The 21,233-nt window shown below is 35.2% G+C and carries 24 protein-coding genes; 11 read left to right on the top strand and 13 right to left on the bottom strand.

Translation table 11 applies throughout. The features are described 5' to 3' along the window. Nucleotides 1–2 precede the first annotated feature (2 nt). On the top strand, nucleotides 3–587 hold the full coding sequence (locus SMGD1_RS06840) for a lipid-binding SYLF domain-containing protein (protein WP_008335812.1): 585 nt from the start codon (nucleotides 3–5) through the stop codon (nucleotides 585–587). Between the two features lie 32 nt (nucleotides 588–619). On the opposite strand, the gene SMGD1_RS06835 is transcribed toward SMGD1_RS06840, so the two are convergent. The 4 genes from SMGD1_RS06835 to recA form a co-directional block, all read right to left on the bottom strand. Further along, nucleotides 620–1,285 (bottom strand): AMIN domain-containing protein, encoded by a 666-nt coding sequence (locus SMGD1_RS06835; RefSeq protein ID WP_008335460.1) that lies wholly within the window; start codon nucleotides 1,283–1,285, stop codon nucleotides 620–622. A gap of 38 nt (nucleotides 1,286–1,323) precedes the next feature. After that, nucleotides 1,324–1,620 (bottom strand): hypothetical protein, encoded by a 297-nt coding sequence (locus SMGD1_RS06830; protein WP_008335818.1) that lies wholly within the window; start codon nucleotides 1,618–1,620, stop codon nucleotides 1,324–1,326. A gap of 11 nt (nucleotides 1,621–1,631) precedes the next feature. Next, entirely contained in the window at nucleotides 1,632–2,897 is a 1,266-nt protein-coding gene (eno, locus tag SMGD1_RS06825) for a phosphopyruvate hydratase (RefSeq protein WP_008335292.1), read from the bottom strand. Nucleotides 2,898–3,045: 148 nt separating this feature from the next. Further along, complete coding sequence (gene recA, locus SMGD1_RS06820; RefSeq protein WP_008335959.1) at nucleotides 3,046–4,083, bottom strand: recombinase RecA; 1,038 nt, start codon at nucleotides 4,081–4,083, stop codon at nucleotides 3,046–3,048. 163 nt (nucleotides 4,084–4,246) lie between these two features. Here recA and SMGD1_RS06815 point away from each other — a divergent pair, with 163 nt between their 5' ends. The 5 genes from SMGD1_RS06815 (at nucleotide 4,247) to SMGD1_RS06795 (ending at nucleotide 7,376) form a co-directional block, all read left to right on the top strand. Then, nucleotides 4,247–5,110 carry a menaquinone biosynthesis family protein gene (locus tag SMGD1_RS06815; protein WP_171801005.1) on the top strand — a complete coding sequence of 288 codons (864 nt, stop codon included), beginning with the start codon at nucleotides 4,247–4,249 and terminating at the stop codon, nucleotides 5,108–5,110. Nucleotides 5,111–5,114: 4 nt separating this feature from the next. Further along, the gene (gene fliQ, locus SMGD1_RS06810) at nucleotides 5,115–5,381 is read left to right on the top strand and encodes a flagellar biosynthesis protein FliQ (RefSeq protein WP_008335285.1); all 267 of its coding nucleotides are present in this window, start codon (nucleotides 5,115–5,117) and stop codon (nucleotides 5,379–5,381) included. Beyond that, nucleotides 5,381–6,175, top strand: coding sequence for a UDP-N-acetylmuramate dehydrogenase (locus tag SMGD1_RS06805; RefSeq protein WP_008336733.1), 795 nt, complete (start codon nucleotides 5,381–5,383; stop codon nucleotides 6,173–6,175). Before fliQ ends, SMGD1_RS06805 begins: the two co-directional genes overlap by 1 nt. Before the next feature lie 61 nt (nucleotides 6,176–6,236). Next, nucleotides 6,237–6,563, top strand: a complete 327-nt coding sequence (locus SMGD1_RS06800; protein WP_008340988.1) for an EF-hand domain-containing protein — start codon at nucleotides 6,237–6,239, stop codon at nucleotides 6,561–6,563. Further along, nucleotides 6,564–7,376: a DUF4405 domain-containing protein gene (locus SMGD1_RS06795; protein WP_008335363.1), complete on the top strand. Its 813-nt coding sequence runs from the start codon at nucleotides 6,564–6,566 to the stop codon at nucleotides 7,374–7,376. It begins immediately after the preceding gene. Between the two features lie 39 nt (nucleotides 7,377–7,415). Here SMGD1_RS06795 and SMGD1_RS06790 read toward each other — a convergent pair whose 3' ends face one another. The 8 genes from SMGD1_RS06790 to SMGD1_RS06760 form a co-directional block, all read right to left on the bottom strand. Beyond that, nucleotides 7,416–8,165, bottom strand: coding sequence for a TIGR04219 family outer membrane beta-barrel protein (locus SMGD1_RS06790; RefSeq protein ID WP_008335778.1), 750 nt, complete (start codon nucleotides 8,163–8,165; stop codon nucleotides 7,416–7,418). A 210-nt stretch (nucleotides 8,166–8,375) separates the two neighbouring features. Then, complete coding sequence (gene tpx, locus SMGD1_RS06785; protein WP_008336515.1) at nucleotides 8,376–8,891, bottom strand: thiol peroxidase; 516 nt, start codon at nucleotides 8,889–8,891, stop codon at nucleotides 8,376–8,378. A 240-nt stretch (nucleotides 8,892–9,131) separates the two neighbouring features. Then, nucleotides 9,132–10,109 carry a tRNA (adenosine(37)-N6)-threonylcarbamoyltransferase complex transferase subunit TsaD gene (tsaD, locus tag SMGD1_RS06780; RefSeq protein ID WP_008334950.1) on the bottom strand — a complete coding sequence of 326 codons (978 nt, stop codon included), beginning with the start codon at nucleotides 10,107–10,109 and terminating at the stop codon, nucleotides 9,132–9,134. Nucleotides 10,110–10,113: 4 nt separating this feature from the next. After that, nucleotides 10,114–10,239, bottom strand: a complete 126-nt coding sequence (locus SMGD1_RS15040) for a hypothetical protein (RefSeq protein WP_008340985.1) — start codon at nucleotides 10,237–10,239, stop codon at nucleotides 10,114–10,116. Then, nucleotides 10,239–11,309, bottom strand: coding sequence for a 1-deoxy-D-xylulose-5-phosphate reductoisomerase (gene dxr / locus SMGD1_RS06775; RefSeq protein ID WP_008335431.1), 1,071 nt, complete (start codon nucleotides 11,307–11,309; stop codon nucleotides 10,239–10,241). The genes SMGD1_RS15040 and dxr overlap by 1 nt, the downstream gene beginning before the upstream one ends. A gap of 1 nt (nucleotide 11,310) precedes the next feature. Beyond that, the gene (locus SMGD1_RS06770; RefSeq protein WP_008336815.1) at nucleotides 11,311–12,075 is read right to left on the bottom strand and encodes a phosphatidate cytidylyltransferase; all 765 of its coding nucleotides are present in this window, start codon (nucleotides 12,073–12,075) and stop codon (nucleotides 11,311–11,313) included. Between the two features lie 28 nt (nucleotides 12,076–12,103). Beyond that, nucleotides 12,104–12,415, bottom strand: coding sequence for a hypothetical protein (locus SMGD1_RS06765; RefSeq protein ID WP_008335577.1), 312 nt, complete (start codon nucleotides 12,413–12,415; stop codon nucleotides 12,104–12,106). 26 nt (nucleotides 12,416–12,441) lie between these two features. Then, on the bottom strand, nucleotides 12,442–13,767 hold the full coding sequence (locus SMGD1_RS06760; protein ID WP_008335464.1) for an NFACT family protein: 1,326 nt from the start codon (nucleotides 13,765–13,767) through the stop codon (nucleotides 12,442–12,444). A gap of 70 nt (nucleotides 13,768–13,837) precedes the next feature. On the opposite strand from SMGD1_RS06760, the gene SMGD1_RS14480 reads away from it, so the two are divergent. Beyond that, nucleotides 13,838–15,385: an ATP-binding protein gene (locus SMGD1_RS14480; RefSeq protein WP_008340982.1), complete on the top strand. Its 1,548-nt coding sequence runs from the start codon at nucleotides 13,838–13,840 to the stop codon at nucleotides 15,383–15,385. On the opposite strand, the gene SMGD1_RS06750 is transcribed toward SMGD1_RS14480, so the two are convergent. Further along, the gene (locus SMGD1_RS06750; RefSeq protein ID WP_008336302.1) at nucleotides 15,374–17,071 is read right to left on the bottom strand and encodes an EAL domain-containing protein; all 1,698 of its coding nucleotides are present in this window, start codon (nucleotides 17,069–17,071) and stop codon (nucleotides 15,374–15,376) included. The genes SMGD1_RS14480 and SMGD1_RS06750 overlap by 12 nt on opposite strands. 144 nt (nucleotides 17,072–17,215) lie before the next feature. Here SMGD1_RS06750 and SMGD1_RS14715 point away from each other — a divergent pair, with 144 nt between their 5' ends. From SMGD1_RS14715 to SMGD1_RS06735, 4 genes are read left to right on the top strand one after another with little or no spacing between them, the layout of a single operon-like run. Then, complete coding sequence (locus tag SMGD1_RS14715; RefSeq protein WP_008335333.1) at nucleotides 17,216–17,368, top strand: hypothetical protein; 153 nt, start codon at nucleotides 17,216–17,218, stop codon at nucleotides 17,366–17,368. 48 nt (nucleotides 17,369–17,416) lie between these two features. Then, nucleotides 17,417–19,324: a TonB-dependent receptor plug domain-containing protein gene (locus SMGD1_RS06745; RefSeq protein ID WP_008336229.1), complete on the top strand. Its 1,908-nt coding sequence runs from the start codon at nucleotides 17,417–17,419 to the stop codon at nucleotides 19,322–19,324. 10 nt (nucleotides 19,325–19,334) lie between these two features. Beyond that, nucleotides 19,335–20,168 carry an ABC transporter substrate-binding protein gene (locus tag SMGD1_RS06740; protein WP_008335594.1) on the top strand — a complete coding sequence of 278 codons (834 nt, stop codon included), beginning with the start codon at nucleotides 19,335–19,337 and terminating at the stop codon, nucleotides 20,166–20,168. Between the two features lie 2 nt (nucleotides 20,169–20,170). Then, on the top strand, nucleotides 20,171–21,226 hold the full coding sequence (locus SMGD1_RS06735) for a nicotinate-nucleotide--dimethylbenzimidazole phosphoribosyltransferase (RefSeq protein ID WP_008336891.1): 1,056 nt from the start codon (nucleotides 20,171–20,173) through the stop codon (nucleotides 21,224–21,226). Nucleotides 21,227–21,233: the final 7 nt, after the last annotated feature.

Below are 21,233 nucleotides of genomic sequence, written 5' to 3'. Positions count from 1 at the left end.
CTATGAAAAGTTTAAAATTACTTCTTTCACTAACGATTGCAGTGCTAATGTTGTCTGGGTTCTGGTCAGGTAAAAGTGACAAAGATGTTAAAGCTGAAAATAATGAGGCTAGAAAAGAGAGACAAAAAACAAGTAATGAGACTTTAAAAAAGCTCTATAAGTATGCGCCTAAGTCTAAGAAAATGATTGAAAACTCTTATGGATATGCAACTTTTACAAATGTTGGTGTAAATCTTATTATCTTATCTGCTGAAGGTGGAAAAGGTATGGCTCATAATAACAAAACTGGAAAAAATATCTATATGAATATGGGTTCTGGTGGTGTTGGCTTTGGTCTTGGAGTTAAAGATTTCAGAGCAATCTTTTTGTTTGAAAACAAAAAAGTTTTTGATAGTTTTGTAAACTCTGGCTGGGAAGCAAATGCACAAGCAGATGCAGCGGCTAAAGCTGGAAAAGAAGGCGGGGCAGTAAATGCAGCCATTACAGTTGCTCCAGGTATTAGACTCTATAAACTTACTCAAAATGGTCTGGCAATTCAAGCTACTATACAGGGGACAAAATACTGGAAAGATGGGGATTTAAACTAAATCTATATTATTTTGATTATATTAGAAGGTGTTTAACGTAGTTTAAAAGTATACCCATCAGAAACTTTTTGCATCTCATATCTGTAGAGTCCGTCAAGTTCAACAACAGCTCTGTAATAGCCAGAATGATTTCCGACTCTAACCTTACAAAAGACACCTTTTAGGTTCTCTTTTTCATAACTTTTTAGGTTAGTATCTCTTTTAAAATCAACAACTATTCTATGTGGTTTTACAAGCATAAAGTTTCTGATTATTTTATCTTCTGTTATGATTTTGAGAGTTTTGTCTGATGATAAAAACTTTGCATGTTTAACTGAAGCAATTTCTTTGTATTTAATAATTTTGTTTTTCTTAGGCTCTGTATCTACTTTTTGTACATTATCCTGAGTCTTTGTCTCTGTCTCAGTTTGGGCATAATTTTGAGATACGAAAATAGGTAGATGCCAGTCTATAGAGTTGTCAAGATCAATACTCTTTTTTTCAATAGTAGCATCTAGATTTTCATATTCAATAGTGACTTTTTTAATCATTCTAGCCGATGAAGGAAGAGTTATCGATGAACGCTTTAGAGGTGTAGCAGGTTTAACTTGGTTTGAAGTGTAGGGAATATCTTTTTCACCTTTTGAAGGGAAAAAAGGGTTTTCACGAGCTTCTGAGATGATTAATAAATAAAATAAAATAAATAAAATTCTAATCAAAACTACCCCTGAATTAATTTACAAGCATTATATCAAGTTTATTTTGATTTGGGGCTTACTGGTGCAGAAATCTCTTTTAGTTCAAAATACTCTCTTTGAAGTTCTGCATTTTCATTTTTTAATCTATGAACTTCATCCTGAAGATAATTTTCATAATCTTCAAGTCCAAAAAGAACTTCTACAGAGTTAGTTCCATACAGAAGAACACCGAGATAAACCCCAAGTGCTAAGACAATTAATAATAAACTTAAGAACTTTGCTAAAGAGAGTCCCAAGTATCTTTGAGTGATACTTTGAGAGTTGTCTATATCTTCATAAAGTTCTTCTTGGTTCATCAGAGTATGACCTAGTTGAAAATTGCTGAACCTAAGTATTCACCATAAACAACTTCGTTTTCAATCTCTAAAAGACGGTTATATTTAGCAGTTCTCTCACCACGTGCAGTTGAGCCTGTTTTGATTTGACCACAGTTAAGCGCAACAGCAAAATCAGCGATAAAAGCATCTTCACTCTCGCCAGAGCGGTGACTCATAACACAAGTGTAACCATTTCTTTGAGCAAGTCTAACTGTAAGCATAGTCTCAGAAACTGAACCGATTTGGTTTGGTTTGATAAGAATAGAGTTAGCGATACCTTTAACGATACCTTCATTTAAAATGTTTACGTTTGTAACAAAAAGGTCATCACCAACAAGTTGAACTTTAGTGCCAAGCTTTTCAGTTAAAATTTTCCAACCATCCCAATCATCTTCACTAAGACCATCTTCTATAGATACGATTGGATATTTAGAACATAAGTCAACATAGTAGTTAGCTAACTCTTCGCTTGTTACTGTACGGTTTTCAGAGTCTAGTCTATATCCGCCATCTACAACAAGCTCAGATGCAGCTACGTCAAGTGCGATAGCTATTTGCTCACCAGCCTTGTAACCAGCTTTCTCGATTGCTTCCATGATTATCTGAATAGGTTCTTCATTTGAGCTTAGGTCTGGTGCGAAACCACCCTCATCACCAAGTGCAGTGTTATGTTTTTTAGCTTTCAAAATAGCTTTTAGGTTGTGATAAACTTCAGCAGAAGCACGTAAACCCTCCGCAAAATCTTCAAATCCAACAGGGACAATCATATACTCTTGAAAGTCAACTGAGTTATCAGCGTGAGAACCACCATTGATAATGTTTAACATTGGAGTAGGAATAACCATAGCATTAGCACCACCAAGGTAACGATAAAGTGGCATACCTAAACTTTTAGCAGCCGCACGAGCAACAGCCATAGAAACACCTAGAACAGAATTAGCTCCTAGGTTACCATAGTTATCAGTACCGTCAAGTTCTTTCATTGTAGCGTCGATAACTGCTTGATTAAAAGGTGATTGACCGATTAATGCATCAGAGATTTGAGAGTTTACATTTTCAACTGCCTGCAAAACACCCTTGCCCATATAACGATCTCCGCCATCACGAAGTTCTAAAGCCTCGCGTTTACCAGTACTAGCACCCGAAGGCACGATTGCACTTTCAATTGTCCCGTCACTTAACTCTACCGTCGCCTTAACCGTTGGATTTCCACGAGAATCCATTACTTCGATTGCGCTTACGTTTTCAATATACATTTATAATCCTATATGTTACATATTATTGCCGCAATTTTATCTAAAACTACTTAAGATGAATATTATTTATGGTTTAGAAGAAAGGTATAATACTTAAGTTGCAAGAGAGTGTTCCCAAGTGCAACTTAGGAACAAGGGAAGGTTATGGTTATTCGTCTAAGTCTTCTATATCAGTAGTGTCCATAATCATGACATTACTTACGCCCATAGCTACTTTGATTTTTTCTTCTATCTCTCTTGCCAATTCAGGCTCATCTTTGAACTTAGCTTTAACATTTTCACGTCCTTGACCAAGTTTAGTCTCTTCGTAAGAGAACCAGGCGCCACTTTTATCTATGATATCCAATTTAACACCATAGTCAACTAGCTCGCCCTCTTTTGAGATACCTTCTCCAAACATAATGTCAAACTCTGCTTGGCGGAATGGTGGTGCCACTTTGTTTTTGATAACTTTAGCTTTAACACGATTACCAATCTGACTTTCGCCCTGCTTAAGAGAAGCTATACGTCTTACATCAATACGAACTGATGCATAAAATTTTAGAGCATTTCCACCAGTTGTTGTCTCCGGAGAGCCATAGCCCATCATACCAATTTTCATACGAATCTGGTTTATAAAAATAACGGTACAGTTCATTTTACTGATAACACCAGTCAGTTTACGAAGAGCTTTTGACATAAGACGAGCTTGAACACCAACATTTTGATCAGACATTTCGCCTTCAATCTCAGACTTTGGAGTCAAAGCTGCAACTGAATCTATTACTATTAAATCAATTGCTCCACTACGAGCAATAGTTTCAACAATGTCTAAAGCTTGTTCGCCATAATCAGGCTGAGAAACAAGCAGATTTTCAACATCTACACCAAGATTTTTAGCATATACAACATCAAGAGCGTGTTCAGCATCTATAAATGCACAAACACCGCCATTTTTTTGACATTCTGCAGTTATCTGAAGTGCTAAAGTTGTTTTACCAGAACTCTCAGGTCCATAAATCTCAACAACTCTTCCCTGAGGAACACCACCTATACCAAGCGCTAAGTCAAGCCCAAGAGAACCTGTACTTATTGATTTAATTGGCTCTATATCTTTGTCTCCAAGTCTCATTAAAGCACCCTTACCAAATGCCTTGTCGATTTGTTTCATCGCTAAGTCTAATGATTTTTGTTTATTTGCGTCCATCTTGGGCTCACTTATTTTAAATTTTGAGTAATTATAGGTAATTTTTCGATGCTTTATAAATAATATGACATATTGTCATATTATTTTGCCAACTTCTTTTTATACAAAATATTCTATATACAAATTAGTGAGATTTTATCCCTTTTTGGCTAAAATCAACTTTATGAAAAGAACTTTAATTGCACACTCCCCAGATGCTGATGATATCTTCATGTATTATGCTATCAAATTTGGCTGGGTTGATATGAAAAACACCCTATTTGATAACATTGCTAAAGATATCCAAACACTAAATGAAGATGCACTAAACGGTGTTTATGACATTGTTGCTATAAGCTTTGCTCTCTATCCGCACATAAAAGAAGAATATGCACCGCTAAGAACTGCTGTAAGTTTTGGTGAAGGTTATGGACCAAAACTCATCAAGAAAAAAGGTGTAAAACTAAAACGTAACTTTAAGGTTGCACTTAGTGGAAAACACACTACAAATGCGATGCTTTTTCGCATAGCTTATCCTGACGCAAGAGTTACTTATATGAACTTTTTAGAGATTGAGCAAGCTGTTCTTGATGGCAATGTAGATGCAGGCGTTTTAATTCATGAGAGCATTTTGACTTATGATAATGCTCTTGAAGTAGAACGTGAGATGTGGGATATCTGGCAAGAACTAGCCGGAGATGAACTTCCTCTTCCTCTTGGTGGTATGGCAATTCGCCGCTCACTTCCTCTAAATAAAGCTATTGAATATGAAGCAACTCTTACTAAAGCGGTTCAAGTTGCAAGAGATCACAAAGATAGACTTTCTAAAATGCTAATTGAACGTGATTTAGTACGTATAGATGCTCCGACACTAGATAAATACTTAGAGCTTTATGCAAATGACGACTCAATCACTCTAAGTGATATTCAATACAAAGCAATAGACAAACTGTTTGAACTTGGACACAAACATGGTTTTTATGACTCACAAGTTAAAGTAGAAGATTTTATGATTCCTACTGAGTACAAAGAGCTTAGGAACTCATAGCGTCATGGAAGCCAAATTAATTGCACTAGGAATTGAAACATTTAAGATCGCTCTTTTATTAGCTCTTCCTGGTCTTTTAACAGGTATGCTCGTAGGTTTGGCAGTTAGTATATTTCAAGCTACAACTCAGATTAACGAGATGACTCTTTCTTTTATTCCTAAGATTATTGGTGTTGTTATAGTTATAATCTTGACTATGCCTTGGATGCTAAACTCTATGACCGACTTTGCGACCAATATCTTCAATATGATGCCAGAATTCATAGAGTGATGAAAACGAAAAAAATAGACTTTTCCAAATTCTCTTCCATAAATATTGGAGATACTCTTGAAGTTTCTCTTTTAGAAAATCCAAATGACTTGACCCCACAACACTTTCTCATAGGATCTTGTAACAACATTCTTATGGGGACACAACCTCCAAAACTCATGAAACTTTCAAAAAGTTACGACTATATAAAAATAGAAGACAGCGTACTTAAAATTGGCGCAGCAACCCCTTCAGGGAAAATAGCCTCATTTTGTAAAAAACACAATATCGCAAACTTTGAATTTATTTCACATCTACCTGGAACTCTTGGCGGTTTGGTATATATGAACGCTGGACTTAAAGAGTATGAAATATTTAACTATCTGATTAGCATTAAAACAACTAAAGCCGCCCTGCACAAAGATGATATAACTTTTGGGTACAGATTTACAAATATAAAAGAGCCTATTTTAGAAGCTACCTTTGCTCTTGAGTATGGTTTTGATGAAGAAAAAGTAGCGCTGTTTAAAAAGATGCGTTCAAACCAACCAAGTATTCCAAGTGCTGGAAGCTGCTTTAAAAATCCAGAGGGTGATTATGCCGGAAGACTAATAGAAGCTGTTGGATTAAAGGGAAAAAGAGTTGGCGGAATGGAGTTTAGCACTGAACATGCAAACTTTTTAGTTAACTGTGGAGGTGGTATTTTTGAAGATGCCATCTTTCTAATTGAAGAGGCTCAAAAAAGGGTGCTTGATGAGTTCGGTATCTCACTAGAGTGTGAAGTTGTAATCTTAGACAAGAGGTATTTAGGTTAAGATTTCGTTAATATTAACATTATAAAATATGCACATATAGATAAAAAACAAGGAGTTTAAGATGAAAACTTTACTTATAGTAACATTAATAGTTACGGGCGCTCTAGCTATAGTACCGGCAAATACAATGCCGTCATATTCAGATTTTGACACTGATGGTAATGGTAAAATCACTCAAAAAGAGTTTAACTTTACTCAAGAAAAACGTATGCAAAAACAAGCTGAATCTGGTCGTATGATGCGTAATGCCGATAATGCACCTAAATTTAATGATATAGATGCAAACGCTGATGGGAACATTGATAAAGAAGAATTTCAAACCCACCAAGCAAACCGAAAAGGTGGACGTGGTCAAGGTATGGGACGTGGTCAGGGAAGTAATCGCTAAATGGACAATAAAATTGTAATGAAAAAGATTATCTCATTAACACTTGCTTTTTCGTTTCTTGTTATGAGTATCACTGGCATAATGCTCTATATTGTTCCAAAGGGCAAGATTGCTTATTGGGCTAACTGGCAGATGTTTGGACTTACTAAGACTCAATACGGTGATATTCATATAACTTCGATGATTCTTTTTTTAGTTGTAACAATTTGGCATATATATTACAATTGGAAGCCGCTTGTAAGCTACATGAGAGATAGTGCAAAGAAGATTACACTGTTCAAAAAAGAACTTTTAATCGCACTTGGCCTCAACATACTTTTTGTAGCAGGGACATTAAGTGGCATCCAGCCTTTTCAGAGTGTACTTGATTTAAATGATGATATCAAATCTTATTGGGAGAAAGAATATGGTTCACCGCCATATGGACACGCAGAAGAATCTTCTTTAAAATCTTTTTCAAAAAGAATAGGTGCAGATACTGATAACGCTGTAAAACTCTTAAAAGACAGTAATATTAAAGTAGATTCAATAGAGCAGACACTATTGGAAATATCAAAAGAAAATGGAATTGCTTCAAAAGTAATTTATGACATAATAAGACCAAAGCAAAATTCAAATGATGAAAAAATAGATTTTTTAGGACGCAGAACACTGGATGAGCTAGCAAGTCTTAATAAAATAAGTTTGGAAAAGTCTATAGAATTTTTAGAAAAACAAGGCTTTAAAGCATCGTCTGATACTAAAATGAAAGAAGCGGCAGAAGCCTTAGGTGTAACTCCGTATAAACTCTACGAAAAATTAAAAACACTATAATTAAGAGGCTTTTTTTAGCCTCTTAATTTAGACTATTTTTTAGAAACGAAGCATTAAACCTGCATAAACACCTGAAAACTCTAAATCAACATTTAAAGAACTATCATCTGCAAGATCAATTTTTTGAACTCTATAGCCAACTTCTATTGCCGGCTGAACTACAGGTATAAAATCTAAAGTATAATCAATTTTTGCACGAGCATCATAGACAGTACTTGAACTATATGTCACATATTTCACATCTGCTTCAATACCAATATTAGTTGAAGGAATCTCAACACGACCTCTAACATAAAGAAGTGGTAGAGCTATTGTCTCACTGCCGCTATAACCAGTAAAAGGAGTTTGTGGAGCTGCATTGTATGACGCTTCAACTACTTTAATATCTAAACCAAGATCAAGAGTAATCCATGCAGTATTATCCAAGATGTTGTAGTATGGAATAATATCGTATTGTTTCATGTCATAAGCCATAGTAGTACTAACCCCACCGATATTAAAATCTTTAAACTGACCAGTAGCAGTACCTTTATCTTCTAAAGCTACATATTCCAATCTAAGGTTAGGAACAACTGGTATAGGATGTTTTATTAGTGCCCATACATAAAGCTGAGAAACATCTTTTTCGCTTGATGTATATGTACCGTTTGCTCCATTATCAGTGTAGCTAATCTTACCACTAGTTTTTTGTGCCCAGGCACCAACACCCATCTCAACTCTTCCAAAATCTGCACTAACAGTTGAGGCTAAAAGACCTGCACACGTCAAGGCTGTAAAAATTTTTTTCATTTAAAATCTCCAATGTTGTTTTATACAATTATATCAGAGTGTTTTAGTAGTAAACTTAAAGAGATAAATATTAGGGCCGAAGCCCTAAAAAAGGAGGAAGAATAAAATGAGTTATCGGCTCACTTCGTTTTGGCACCAAAGGCGCCAAAAGCTACTACAGGGGAAGAAAGTAGCTTTTGAAAATTACCTAAAATGTCTAAGGAGTGTTGATTAAAGTGCAGCTTTTGCAGCAGCGATAGCTTCTTCGTAGTTAGGCTCAGTTGTAATTTCTGGAACAACTTGCTTGTAAGAAACTTTTCCATCTTTACCAATTACAAAAATAACTCTTGCAGTGATACCAGCTAAAGGACCATCAGCTAAAAGAACACCATAAGCGTTAGCGAAATCTTTGTTTCTGAAGTCAGAACAAACTTTTAAGTTTTCAATTCCAGCTGCTCCACACCATCTAGCAGATGCAAATGGTAAATCCATAGAAACAGTAATAACTTCAACACCTGATAAAGCTGCTGCTTCAGTGTTAAATCTTCTTGTTTCAGCGTCACAAACACCTGTATCTAAAGATGGTACTGCTACAACTAATTGAACTTTACCTTCTCCACCGATTTGCTCATTTTGAAGCATTGGGTTACAGTTTACTACTGTTGTTACTGGTGCTGTATCACCTACATTGATTTCGTTACCTGCTAAATTACATACGATGTCGTTTTTGAATGTTACTGTTGCCATTTTGGCTCCTTAATTTTTTTATTTTTTTATTTTACTTTGTTACTTCAGTTTTGCTGAGTAAAAAGTTAATCACGTTTTCGTGATTTATTAATTGGACAAGAGAATTATAAGTCAAATCGGATAAAAATACTCTTATTTAGATTTATTGTGTTTTTAACTAAGTTTCACTTAAGATTATCTCTCACACTAACTCTCTTAATCTAACCTTGCTAAAGGGTTTAAATGCTTTAGTCTGTAGTATTATATACTACTTCTTGGAGATATATCTAGGTCTTGCATATTACTAAACATTTTTTTATCATACATTTCAACTGCTACTCTACCTATCATAGCTGCATTGTCAGAACAATATTTTAGTTCACTAAGAAGTAAATCTGCTCCATGAGGCCTTAAAAGTTCTTGAATCTGTGAGCGAAGATACAAGTTAGCACTTGCTCCACCGACTATTGCAAAAGTTTTTGGTTGAACAGTTTTAAAATACTTTTTTAATTTCTGAGTCAGATGCATAGTCGCAATATGCTCAAATGAAGCGGCTATATCTTTATAGTCTTCTTCACTACCTTTTTCAACTGCAAGCCTAACTGCATTTTTAAGTCCTGAGTATGAGAACGCAATCAGTTTTGATTGCGAAAGAGGAATTGTAAAATCATACTTTTTTCTATCTCCATCTTTTGCCAATTCTTCTATAAGCGGTCCACCAGGGTAGCCAAGCCCCATCATCTTTGCACACTTGTCAAAACTCTCTCCAAAACTGTCATCCATACTTTTAGCAACAGTTTTTATCTCTTGCAATGATTTTACTTCCATAACTTGAGTATGTCCACCCGATACTAAAAGAACAGTCAAAGGGAACCGTGTTTCTTTATCTATAAAAAGAGAGTAGATGTGTCCCACAAGATGATTAACCCCTATAAGGGGAATGCCTAAAGCAACAGACACAGCCTTAGCCATAGTCACCCCTTCGACAAGTGTTACAGCTAAACCTGGAGTTGATGTAACTGCTACTGCTTTTAAATCTTTAAAGTATGGCTCACACTCTGCAAGTATCTTTGGTAGTGCTTCAGCATGAAGTCTGGCAGCTAGTTCTGGAACAACTCCACCATAAATAGAGTGCTCAAGTTCTTGAGATATTTTTTTATGAAAAAGAAGTTTTTTTGTTTTTATATCTGTAATTGCAATGGCGCTATCATCACATGAGCTTTCTATGCTTAATATCATAGCCCTATTCCTTTCTACTTTTTATATCCCAAATAGCTAAACCTGCAGCTACTATCACAAGCAGACCAAACATTATGCCCCAAGTGAGTAAGTCACCACCACTCGTAGCTTTCTCAACTTGATTAGTCATTATTTTCTTTTCCCAATTTCTCTACGAACTTGAGCATCTATGTCAAATACATCATCAACATTTTTTGGCATCTCTGTAAACTTCTCAAAAGCCTCTATTATAGTCTTACTGATATCCATAAAGCCTATCTCTTTATTTATAAACTTCTGGATCGCTGCTTCATTTGCTGCATTTACTACAACCCCACGAGATGGATTTTTAAGCAACTCTTCTCTAATCTGCCAAACTGGATATCTATCAGTAGTGATTTCACGAAACTCTAAAGAGCCGACTTTTAGCAAGTCAACATGCCCTAAGATATTCTCATTCATCTTTTCATCAAGTGCATAAGCGATTGGAAGCTGCATAGAAGCATGAGCAAAGTGTGCCGTAGTTGAGCCATCTTTAAAATCAATTAGTGCATGAATAAGCGACTTTGTCTCAATGATTGCATCGTACTCACCCTTTCCAAAGAGCCATCTGGCTTCTAATAACTCAAACATCTTATTTACCATAGTGGCAGAATCTATTGTAATCTTTTGTCCCATTGACCAGTTTGGATGTTTTTGAGTATCTGCTAGAGTAGCATTTTGAAGTTTATTTATATCCCAATCACGAAATGCTCCGCCAGATGCAGTGATAATCATCTTCTCAACAGGTCTATCTTGCATCAGGTACCAAAGACCAAAGTGCTCAGAGTCTATTGGCTGGATTCTACTTACATCTATAAAATCACCGCAAGCGACTAATGATTCTTTATTTGCAAGAGCTATTTTTTTACCGCAACCCAGAGCTGTGAGTGTCGGACGAAGACCCAAAAAACCAACAAGCGCATTTACAACTAACTCCGAACTTGAATCTTCTATAACTTTTAAAATAGCATCTGAGCCTGAAAATACATTAGAGTGATTTACTTTGTGTATGTCATGGGCATCTGCGATTACAACAACTTTAGGAGAGTGTTCTAAAATCTGTTTGTTTAATAGTTCTATATTTTTTCCACAGACTAAGACTTCAACATCTATGTTAAATTTTTTAGCTACTTCGAGTGTATTTACACCTATAGAACCTGTTGAGCCTAGCAGTACCAAACTACACAAGTCCTCTCAGAAGCACAAGCATAACAATAGCACCAAAGAGGTAACCATCTATTCTGTCAAGAGCACCACCATGACCTGGAAGTATATCTCCACTGTCTTTTACACCGGCAGCTCTTTTGAGGCTACTCTCAAAAAGATCTCCAAAAATAGAGCTAGTCGCAACCATAAAAGAGATGATAAAAGCAACACCTAAGTCAACAATACTAAGCCCTACAAACATACCACTGAAAGTAGCAACTATAATGCCACCGACTACGCCTTCCATAGTCTTGTTTGGACTAGTCTCACAAAAAGGAGTTTTTCCGATGCTTTTTCCTACAGCGTAAGCCCCGACATCAGTCATTGCAACAACTACTAAAAGCCACAATAATGAAAGTACTCCGTATTCTTGATACATTGTGAAGATAAACAGCATTCCTGCTGTGGGGTAGATAAAAGGAAAAAAGTCATTCCATTTAAGTTCTTTGTCAAAAGCCACAGCACTTGCATAAGCAACACCGGCCAAAACAAAGAGGTCATCGCCATAGGGATAGACACCAGCCAGAAGCCAGATGCCAACAGCATAAATCGTCAATGAGTCTTTTTCAACTTGAAAAAGTTTCACCGCCTCGCCAAATGCTACTAGATAAACAGCTCCAAGAACTGCCCACATAAGAAAAAAATTATCAATAAAACCAATAATTAAAACGACTGCTATCAGCGAAAGACCAGTAACAGTTCTCTCTTTACTTGAGGTAAGTGCTTTTAAAAATCCCATGAGTTTCCTTTGAAAGGATTATACCAAATCAGACTTTAATATCTAGTTTATGAATTGGAAACTCACTCTTTTTTTCCTCTTCTTCACTCTCATGTTCTTCATGTTTACTTCTGGCAGTCTCTTGATCAGCTTCATTTTTTTCATGTTCACGATCTGGATCAACTTCATGATTTTCTTCAGTTGGACGGACTTCAAGAACCTTCTCGTCTTTCTCTTGAGCAGCCGCTTGCGCAACCATATTTTGAAAATCCACACGATTATTATGAGCATTTTGCACAGAGGACACATTAGCAGTCATCTGATTAGTAAAAACAGCACTTCCTATCGCTCCAATTGACATAACATCCTCCTCACTTTAATCTACTATCACCGTGTATCTATCTCGATAGTTTTATATTTATTATAAAGCACACTCGCACCACTTTGAATAGTAACTTCTCGTCTAGGAGTATAATCGACCAAAAACTTATCTTTTTGAGCTATTGTAAAATCAACACACAATCTTCCAGCCCCTTCGATGATATTCATAGGGATATTTTGCTTATCTGTTGTGATGATTACGTGAGCTGATGGTCTATCTTTCATATGAACCCAAATATCTTTTGCTCTTGCATTTTTAAGGACTTCTACATTACCCTTTTCATTTTTGCCAAGCTGAATTTTATAACCATCTATCCAGAAAGTCTCTATAGAATCATTTGTTTTTATCTTTTTCGATTGAATCTTTTTTGGGAACAAGAGTTGTATCTTGGCTATATCTTTTGCCTCTTCTACAGCAGACATAAATAGTTTCATATGCTCTATTTTAGAATTAAGAGACTCTTTTTCTATATGCAGATGCGATACTTTTTGTTTAGCTTTTTTACTTCTTGTAAATAGAGAATTTGCCATCTGTGCGGGGCTTGAGAAGTCTTTGTGAAACTCTATTGTAACAGGAGTTCCGTCATAGTCACTCACCTCTATGCTCTTTTTATATGGCTTAATATTATGAATATTTGCTAAAAGTAAGTTTCCATGATGCTGACACATTTGCACCTCAGCTTCAAGTTTTTCTTCATCTTCAAGCACATCGTACAATTTTTGCAATTTTTTTAGCTTTTTACCAAGAAAAGAGAGTTTTTGCTTTTTTAGAGATCCTAGTTTATCCTCAATATCTTGAGCATACTCATCATGCAAAAACTTTTCTACATCTTCTAGCGGGTACTCTTTTGCTATAAATGGAGCAGTTGGGACATTCAGTAGCTTCTGTCCAACCCTTACTTCACGAAATGAAGAAAAGAGATCAACATGACGAAGAGCTTCAAGTACCACTTCATTTTCATCTAAAATGATTACATTTGTATATTTACCTGTAAATTCAAACTGCAGTAATGTTGTTTCCTCTTTGTATGCAGAACTGATTGAGGTTTTAAATCTTAAGATTTTATCTTCATTTATAAGTTCTACACTCAAAATATTTGCACGATTAAATCGTTTTGCTAAAAGCACATCAAATGGAGCATTATAAACTTTTGAGCGGGCATAAGAGCTGCATCTAAACATCTTAGAGTTTGAGCGTTGCATCTCAAAGAAGATTTCATCGTCTCTATCGAATGATACTTTGACTATTGTGTCACTTACTCTATATATTGCTGAAATTTTTTGAAATTTTTGTAGATAGTTTTTTATTTGTATTAAGTGTGAGAGTTTCATAAATGATAGTTTAGCAGATATAAAACAACTTTAAGTACAACATATATATAATGCCTCACTAATGAAGATAATGAATAAAAAAATAAACTCAGCACTAAAAATTCTTCGCGATAGTAAAATCATCACGCCTATCATATTAGCCTCTCTTGCCACTTATATAACTGTTTTCTTTTACATTCCATATATTACAGAAAAAAATTCTATTAAAATGGCCACAAAACACTCTATTACCGCTGTTGAGCAGATGAAACTAACACGTGCTTATTATGTAGATGCTGTTGTAAAAGATATTAAAAAGTATGCACCAAATATGCAGTTTAGTTATGACCACAAGGGTCTAAATAACTCTCTGCCACTTCCAGCAACTGCTCTGCATGATCTAAGTAGAATATTTAGCGATAACAGTGGAATAAAGTACAATCTTTACAGTGAATACCCTTTTGCCTTTAGAAAGATGAGAGAACTAAGTGAATTTCAAAAAGAAGCAATAGAATATACTAAAAATAGTGATGACGGTATCTACATAAAAAAGGATTTTATAGATGATAAACCTGTTTTAAGAGTTGCAGTAACTGACTTTATGACTGACCAGGCTTGTGTAGATTGTCACAATTCACATCCCCAAAGAACATGGACAGAGGACAAATGGAAACTAGGTGACAAAAGGGGAGTAATCGAAGTTATAACTTCTCTTGAGGATGTTATTGAGTCAAACCTAGAAGCTAGAGACAACATGCTTATTTTCATCTCCATCATAGGCTTTGTTTTAGTAATATATTTATCTTATATTTTAGCAAAGAGAGAAAAAGAGTTACTTGATGCGAATGATCAACTTCAAGATGAATTTATAAACCTAAAAAATGAAACTTCAAAAGCAATAACTCAAGCTAAAGAGAAAGAACTACATATGCTTCAGCAGAGTAAAATGGCACAAATGGGTGAGATGCTAAGTATGATTGCTCACCAATGGAGACAACCATTAGCCGCTATCTCTTCGACTGCATCTACACTAGAGTTAAAGCTTATTATGGATGATTATGATCAGCCTGTATTTACTGCAGGCATAAAAGATATTCAAGCATATTCACAGCATCTTAGTCTCACTATTAATGATTTTAGAAACTTCTTTAAAGATTCCAAGGTGGTTACAAAAACAACTTTTGAAAATATTATAGATGACACTGTTCAAATCGTTAAAACATCTCTTCAAGATCACGACACAATCTTAGTCATACATAATGATTTTAAAGATGAGCTTTGCATCTATGAAAATGAGTTTAAGCAGGTTATTTTAAATCTGATTAAAAATGCTGAAGATGCGATTATAGAAAATGGAATCAGCCATGGCCTAATAGAGATTAAAACATATAGGCATGGTACAGATGCCATTTTTGAAGTTTCAGATAATGCCAGAGGAATAGATGTAGAAATATTGTCCAAAATCTTTGATCCTTACTTCTCAACAAAAGATAAAAAAAGCGGAACAGGTTTGGGTCTATATATGAGTAAAACTATCATAGAGAACCACTGTTTAGGGTCCATAGAGTGTTTTAACACTCAAGAAGGTGCTAGGTTTAAAATAACACTAGACCCAAATAAGTTTTCTTTAGCTGATTAATACAGCCTCTGGTTTACCTATATAATAACCTTGAGCATAGTCAATACCACACTCTTTAATAATGTTATAAATATCTTCATCTTCTACAAACTCAGCAATAGTTTTAATACCTAAAGTCTTAGATAGATTTACGATGGCTTTAGTAATAGTCCTGTTTCTAGCATTTTCTTTTAGATTTCTTATAAAGACTCCATCTATTTTTATGAAGTCTAAATTTATCTCTAAAAGTCTGCTAAAGTTTGAATTCTCAATTCCAAAATCATCTATAGCAATTTTAAATCCCATAGCTCTTAGTCCGTTTAACTGCTCTGTTATTTTTGCATTGTTTTTTACTAAGGTTATGTTTTCAAGTATCTCAAATGTAACTCTATCTGCAGAGATGTTATATGTCGCCATCTTCTCATTTAAAAAATCCACCAGATAGCTCTCCAGCAGATCTCGTTCTGTGATATTTATTGAAAATTGATGTGTTTTATCTTGAAAAAATGCAAAACTTTTATTTATCATGATTCTGGTTATTGAGGTAATAAGTCCAAGTTTTTCAGCTGGAGGTATAAAGTATATAGGAGATACTATTCTATCGCCTAAGATACCTCTGGCTAAAACCTCATACTTTAGTATCTCATTAGTTTTTATATCCTGTATTGGTTGGAAATATGGCTCTATCTTGTCTTCTAAGATCAGCATTCTTGTTGTTCTTAACCATCTAATAGCCTCTTTTTCATCTCTAAAACAGCTGATTTCATCATCAAATACTTCGTATCTTCTACTTCCAAGATCTTTAGACTTATCTAGTGCATATTCGCAGTTGATAAGAGTCTCTGTTATATCATCTTGTATTTTTGCAACACCGATATTAAAGGTGATGCTTAACTCAGCCTCATCAACTTTTACATTTTTATTATCAAAAAATGCAACTATCTGATTACAGTACTCATGCACATCTTCTGAGGTTGCATCTTTTAACATTATGACAAATCTGTCTGATTCTATTTTATAGAGTTTTGCTTTTTTATGTATATGGTACTCTAACATGCGGGCTGTTCTTACTAGAACATGATTTGCAAAGACTTTTCCATACTCTTTATTTATAGTAGAGAAGTGTGAGATATCTAAAAGCAGAATATAACTAAAATCTTTTTTCAGTATATCTGCTTGAAGTTGTTGAGAGTTTGGCAGGTCAGTGTGAAACTCATGGTAACATCTGTATCTAAGCTCTCTAGTCTTCTCTTCTACTTTTTGCTCTAAGTTGTTTTGGTACTCTGAAAGAGATCTCTCCAGATCTATTCTCTTTACTATCTTTGAGATGATAGTGTTAAACTGTCCTAACTCTACAGGCTTTAAAATATAGCCGTCTACACCAAACTTTATACTTTGCACAAAATAGTCTCTGTCATCATAAGCTGAAAGAATTAGGATAGGGGTAGATGCATCATGTTTGCGAATTTTTTCTATAAGTTCTATACCATTTAACTTTGGCATATTTATATCTGTAATGATTATGTCATATTTTTTTAGCTGTTTTTTTGCATAGGCCTGTTCACCATCTACTGCAATATCTATCTTTAAAAAAAATGTTTCTAAAAATTTTAGCGTAGAGTCTCTAGCAAGTTTATCATCTTCAACATAGAGTATACTGAGTTTTTTAGTACTCTTTATTAGACTATCAAAGTGCTCTTTATTCATGCTGCATACCTACTGTTGTTTTTAGTGTCTTTAGATTGTATCTCAAAAAAAATAAATTTAACATTCATTTATCCCCTTTTCATTGAGAATTAAAAGTATTTGACTACAATTAGATGAAAATTCAATAAAGAGATAATAACGCAGATGCAACCTAAAGGTTTTGGTAAGAATTACTTCTCACTAGCAGCAATACAAGCCCATGTATCACAACAAAAAATTGTGGCGATGTGTGCATCTGCATCAACTCTAAGTGGAAAACCGCTAACTATAAAAATAGCCTCTCCCCCCGCAGCTTAATCTTTCTACACAATATACAAAAAACTATACAAAAGATTAAGGTCGACAATGCAAAATACTATAAAATTTTCAATAATTCTAGTTGCTTTTTTAAGCTCACTTCACGCTACTGATGCAAAAACAGTTGTTCTGGAACCCCTGAGCATCACATCAACTGCCATAAAAACTGATGAGTTAAAATCTACAGATGCAGTAGAAATATATACACAAAAAGATATAGAAAAAGCTCATGTAAGAAATGTCTATGAGTTTTTAAATTCTCAGACTTCTGTTATTACTATGCCTGGATATGGAAATCCTTTTGCCCAAAAGATAGATATGCGCGGATTTGGCATTACTGATGGTTACCAAAACATAGTCATCAATGTAAATGGCAGAAGACTAAACAACGTAGATATGGTGTCTCAACTACTTTCATCTATTTCTCCGGCATCTATCAGCCGTATTGAAATCATAAAATCAAGCGGTATCGTTGTTGGCGGAGACGGTGCAAATGCGGGTGTTATCAACATCACTACTAAAAAAAGTAATGACAAAGAGTTTACTATTTATGGCGGAAGTTACGGAACTTTTGACGGTTCATTTTATCTTGGTCACAAAGGCGATAAACTAGCTATTTCTGCAAGTGGTGAAGCACAAAAGAATGATGGTATCCGTAACATTGACTCTGCAGGGAACAAAGATGAAAGTAAACTCACTACCGGTACATTCAATCTCTTATACAATCCTATAGAAGCCTTGGAACTAAGAGCCGGAGCGACAAGTGCAAGAACAAAGATGATCTATGCAAGTGGACTAACTGAGGCTCAGTACAATGATGACCCTACTCAAAAAGGTGCTTATTCTGTAAAACAATCTTATGATACAGATGCATTCAACGCTGGTTTAGGCTATGACATAAGTGATAAACTAAACTTCAATGCAGATGCCACAAGAGAGAACAAAAAATCTAAATATGGTACATCTAATCCAGCTTATTATGTTTACGACTCTATCAAAGCAAAAATAAACTATGAGAGTGACTTTTTAAAACTCTCTGTAGGTTATGACAACTACAACAACGACAGAACAAGTGCTACTAACGAAATTACAAAGAGAAATAATGCCGGATACATTATGAGTAATTTTGAACTTGGCAACAGTGTCATAAAAGCAGGTTACAGATATGAAAAAGTCTCATTTGAGAGCAGAGGAGGAGATAATCAAGACGACACGCTTCATGGTGCGGAACTTGGATATAACTACTCTTATGACAAAGAAAAATCTCTCTTCATTAACTATGCTCACTCTTATCAATCAGCGGACTTAGACAGACTCTTTAACTGGACTACAGGTGCATTTACAGGTTATGTTAATCCAGCTCAGGCAAACAATTACAGCATTGGTTTTAATCATATTGTCTCAAATAACAAATTTAAAATATCTGCTTTTTATATTGATCTCAAAGATGAGATTTACTATCATAAAACAGGTCCTTGGACAGGCGACAATACAAACATAGACAAATCACATAAATACGGCCTTGACATATATGACAAATGGCTCATAACAGAAAAATGGAATATTGCTCTAAACTACAACTATATTCAAGCCATTATAGATGAAGAAAAAGAAGGTTCAGATAACTATGCAGGAAATCATCTTCCCGGTGTTTCAGATCACAACATAAAAGCGACTCTAGGCTTTTTACCAAATAAATTTAGCACTATCTCTGTGACTCAGGTTTACCGCTCAGAAACTTATGCGGCAGATGACTTTAACAACAACTTCTCTCAAAAGCAAGATGCTTATATGAGCACAGACATCTCTGCAACATACACAATGAAAAGTTGGGAAGTTTTTGCTAAAATAAACAATCTTTTTAATCAGAAAAATGGTTTATGGATAGAGAATGACAACATCTACCCTATAAACTTTACAAGAACTGCTATTGTTGGATTCAAACTAAAATACTAAAGGTTGTGTTATGAGTATAAAAACTTTTCTTTTCATACTGTTTTTCACACTAAACCTATGGGCAAATGAGAGAATCATCTCTCTTAGCCCATCTATCACTGAGATAGTTTATGCACTGGATAAGGGAAGCTCTCTTGTGGGAACATCTACATATTCCCTGCATCCAAAAGAAGCACAAAATCTTCCTATAGTTGGAAACTATTCAAATCCAAATATAGAAAAGATTCTCGCCCTTGCACCGACTGTAGTAGTTGGTCAAGACTTCAATCAAGGTACTTTAGACAAACTAAAATACTTTAAAATCAAGACCGTGATGCTAAACCTAAATACTATAGAAAATATAAAAAAATCCATAAATGCAGTTGCAAAAGAGATAAACTCTAACTCAAACATAAAACTCATTAAAGAGATAGACAATGAGATAAAAAACGCTTCAAAGAACAAAACACCTCACTCTGTCATGATAGTCTACGGACTTAGAGACGACCTGCGTTCATCTATTTATATAGCGGGACACGGTATCTTTTTTGAAGATATTATAAGACTTAGCGGAAATACAAATGCTTATATAACGACCTCAACTGAACAGCCTGTTCTAAGTTATGAAAATATCATAGCAATTAATCCAGATCAGATTATCATTTTGCATTCACATGCGACAGAACCAAATGTAGATGTAATAAAAGCACTCAAAGCTTGGCAAAGCATTCCGACAAATGCTTCGAGAAACAACAATATCTCCATAGTAGATGAAAACTACCTGCATATCCCATCTCACAGAGTAGCTCTAACTATAAAGAAACTTTCAACTGAGATGAACAAAAATTACAGACTAGGAAACTAAGTATGAAAACGCTCAATATATTTACAAACCAACCAGACTCTCTTCCAGAGGGAAAGGCAGACTTTTTACTAGCTGCTTCTGTTACACGAACATGTGAGATAGAGGGCATTACACAAGCCGGTATTCCAGGAAAGATTCCTCTTACACCGACTCTAGATGCTGAGTTTATAACAAATGAAAAAGTATTCTCTATGCCTGAGCTTGCAGAGACTCCAAAAGGTGTACCGACTCCTGCACTTATTACTAGAGCAGTACATAAGCTTACACCCTACTCTAACATAGAAGTATTAAACCTTGGTCTAGATGCGGTTCCGCAAAAAACACCTATTCAGAGCTTTGACATCTATCCTTCAGGCTCAGTTGCATCTGGAGCAAATATAGATGCAAGAACTGTGTTCGAAAAAGGGATGATTGCAGGAAAAAACTACGAGCTAAAAGGAAACTATCTCATCTTAGCAGAGAGTACTCCTGGCGGAACTACTACCGCTACCACCACAGCATTAGCTTTAGGATATGACTGTAGAAATGATTTCTCTTCGAGCTTTTTAAACTCTCCAGATTCTATCAAAGAGAAAACTATTAACGAAGCACTTTCTCTCTTGGATGAAGATATGACTAACTTTGAAAAGCTCTCTCTTGTTAGTGACAATATGCTTATCTTTTATGCAGGTTTTCTTCTAGAAGCTTCAAGAAGATTTCATGTAGTTTTAGCCGGTGGAACTCAGATGGCGGCTTGTCTTTTAGTGGCAGACAAACTAAAAGAAGACGTTCTTATGAGAATAAAAAGCGACAATATTACACTTGCTACTACCTCATGGGTAGCCAACGATGAAAACTCAGACATCAAACATATTCTCTCTCTTCTAAGTTACACTCCTCACGCTGTTCATACAAGCTTCTCATTTGCAGATACTGAGATTCCTGTACTCAAACTCTATGATGAAGGAGAGGCTAAAGAGGGCGTTGGAGCAGGTGCTGCTCTTGCCTACGCCAACACAAACGGTACAACAAACAAAGAATTATTAGATGCGATTGAGCTTCTGATATACAGCATGTAGGTTAAAA

Origin of the sequence: Sulfurimonas gotlandica GD1 (genome assembly GCF_000242915.1) — a bacterium.
Lineage (GTDB): Bacteria > Campylobacterota > Campylobacteria > Campylobacterales > Sulfurimonadaceae > Sulfurimonas > Sulfurimonas gotlandica.
The sequence above is the reverse complement of the archived record's forward strand: the minus strand, read 5'-3'. Positions and strand labels throughout refer to the sequence as shown.